This window comes from Xanthobacter sp. BG11Y11_SDJG (assembly GCF_057364445.1).
In genome coordinates this window covers 1-2,376 of record NZ_JBNFNU010000526.1, presented here as the reverse complement: position 1 = coordinate 2,376, position 2,376 = coordinate 1, and the positions used below count along the sequence as shown (strand labels likewise).

The 2,376-nt window shown below is 73.5% G+C and carries 1 protein-coding gene and 2 pseudogenes; all 3 read right to left on the bottom strand.

The features are described 5' to 3' along the window. Nucleotides 1-1,108: pseudogene (locus AC2W7M_RS23895) on the bottom strand (DUF4175 family protein); the annotation flags it as partial. Nucleotides 1,109-1,229: 121 nt separating this feature from the next. Next, nucleotides 1,230-1,535, bottom strand: a pseudogene (locus AC2W7M_RS23890) (DUF4175 family protein); the annotation flags it as partial. Next, nucleotides 1,469-2,376, bottom strand: a 908-nt coding sequence (locus AC2W7M_RS23885; protein WP_486135459.1) for an iron chelate uptake ABC transporter family permease subunit, incomplete at its 5' end; no start/stop codon positions are given. The pseudogene AC2W7M_RS23890 and the gene AC2W7M_RS23885, both read right to left, overlap by 67 nt.

Genomic DNA, 2,376 nt, shown 5'->3' with positions numbered 1-2,376 from the left:
CGTCGAGCGCGCCCTGGCCGTCGCCGCGGCCGAGCGCCTCCTCGGCCTCGCGCATGGCCTGTTCGGCGCGGCCGAGCTGGTCGCCCGCGCGCGCCATGTCGTCCTGTCCCTGACCGCCTTCGCCCTGCTGGCCCTGACCCTGACCCTGCTGGCCGGGCTGCATGCGGCGCATCTGGTCGAGCATGCGGCCGAGGCGCCGCCTGAGGTCCTGCTGGCCCTGCTGGAGCTGGTCGAAGCCGTCCTGGCCCTCGCCGCCTTCGCCCTGCTGCCCTTGCTGGCCCTGTTGCCCCTGCTGGCCGCGTTGCCCGCGCTGTCCCTGTTGGCCTTGCTGCTGCCCCTGGCGGAAGGTCCGGTCGCGCAGGCGCTGCTGTTCCTGGATCATGGCCCCCAGCTCGCTCTGCTGCTGCTGCTGGCCCTGCTGCCCGGCCTGGCGGTTGCTCGGGCGCATGTTCTCCATCATCGCCTGGAGCTGGTCGAGCAGCTCTCGCGCCGCGTCCTTGTTGCCGGAGCGGGCGAGGTCCTCGATCCGGTCCAGCATCTTCTGCAGGTCCTGGGGCCGCATGATGCGCGTGTTCTGGTCCAGCGGGCGGTCGTTGGCGCCGCGGTCGCGCATGGCCTGCTCGGCCATCTGGCGCATCATGCGCTCCATGGCGGCGCGCAGGTCCTGGGTCAGCTTGCGGATCTCCTCGTCGCTGGCGCCGCGCTCCAGCGCCTCGCGCAGCGCCTCCTGGGCCGCCTTGAGCGCCCGCTCGGCGTCGGTGAGGGTGCCATCCTCGATGCGCACGGCCATGTCCCAGAGATAGTCGACCAGCGCGCGCAGGTCCTCGTCGTTGCGGGCGCCGCGGGCCATGGCGAGGCCGGTGCGCAGGCCGAGATACTCGCTCATGTCGGGCTTGAACTTCTGCGGCTCGTCGGTCAGCGCGGTGAGCACGGTCACCAGCCGGCGGCGGTTCGAGGGGTCGAGCGCGAGACGGCGGCGCTCGTCCACCAGCGCCTTGGCGAGCGGCTTGGTGAAGGTCCGCTGCGGCAGGCGGAACGTCTTGGTCTCGCTGACGCTCTCCTGGCCCGCCTCGTCCTTGGCCTTGAGCGTGATGGCGACGGTGGCGCCGGCCCAGGGGTGGGCGACGAGATCCTTGGTGGTCTGGGCGGCGCCGGAGCGCCCCGCGGCGGGGCAGGGTGAGCTTCACCTCGGGCGCCGGGATCAGCGGCTTCGGCGGCGCCTTGGCCGCGCTCGCGCCGGGGCGCGGGAAAAAGGACGGCTCGGGCGGCGCCGGCACGAGGATGGCGTCGGCCTCCTTGATCCCGTAATCGTCCTCCATCCGGTAGGACAGCACGGTGGTGTTGCGTAGGCCCACCTGCGGATCCTTGGCGAAGGCGATGGTGGGCGCCGTGTCCGGCTGCACCTTGAAGTGCCACATCAGCCGGCGCTGGTCCGGGCCGAGGAAGGAGACATCCGCATTCTCGCGGATCACGAAGCGCCGCTCGCCGCGCGCGGCGCGGGCGGCACTGTCGGGCGCACCTGCGGCAGCAGCCAGAGCAGCAGCGGTCCGCCGATGAGGCCGACCATGGCGCCGGTGGGGATGAGATCGCCGTGCCCGGTGGCGGTGGCAAGGACGATGCCGTCCGCAAGGCTGAGCAGCAGGGCGCCGATCAGCGGCGCGCGCCACACGATCTCGCTTGGCGTGCGCGCGCCGGAGATGCGCGCGAAGGCGGGCGCGGCCAGGCCCACGAAGCCGATGATGCCCACCTCGGCGATCACGCTCGCCGCGAGCCACACCGCCAGCGCGATCACGAGGACCCGCAGCGCCGTGAGCGCCAGCCCGAGGCTGCGCGCGCCGGCATCGTCCAGCGCCATGATCGCCAGCGGACGCAGCAGCAGCGCGGCGGCGACCGCGCCCAGCGCGAGCCGCGTGCCGATGACGATCGCGCCGTTCCAGTTCTGCTGGTGCAGCGAACCGGCGCCCCAGATAAAGACCGAGAGCACGTATTCGCCGCGCGCCAGCACCACCGCGGCGCTCGCCGCCGCCGCCATCAGCGCCACCGTCATGCCCGCCACCACCACGGTGACGGGATCGAGCCCGCGCCGCCAGGAGAGCGCCACCACCAGCGCCACCGCGCCCGCGCCGCCGGCCGAGGCCACCGCCTCGCGCGAGAATGCGAGCAGGCCCGGCGCGAAGGCGAGGGCCAGCACCAAAGCGAGCTGCGCGCCGGAGGCGATGCCGAGGGTGGAGGGATCGGCGATGGGGTTGCGCAGCACGCGCTGCAGCAGCGCGCCGGCAAGGCCCAGGGCGGCGCCCGCGAGCAGTGCGTCGCCGCGCGCGGCAGAAAGACCGTGCCACACAAGCGCGGCATCCAGCCGCCGCACGGTCTCCGGAT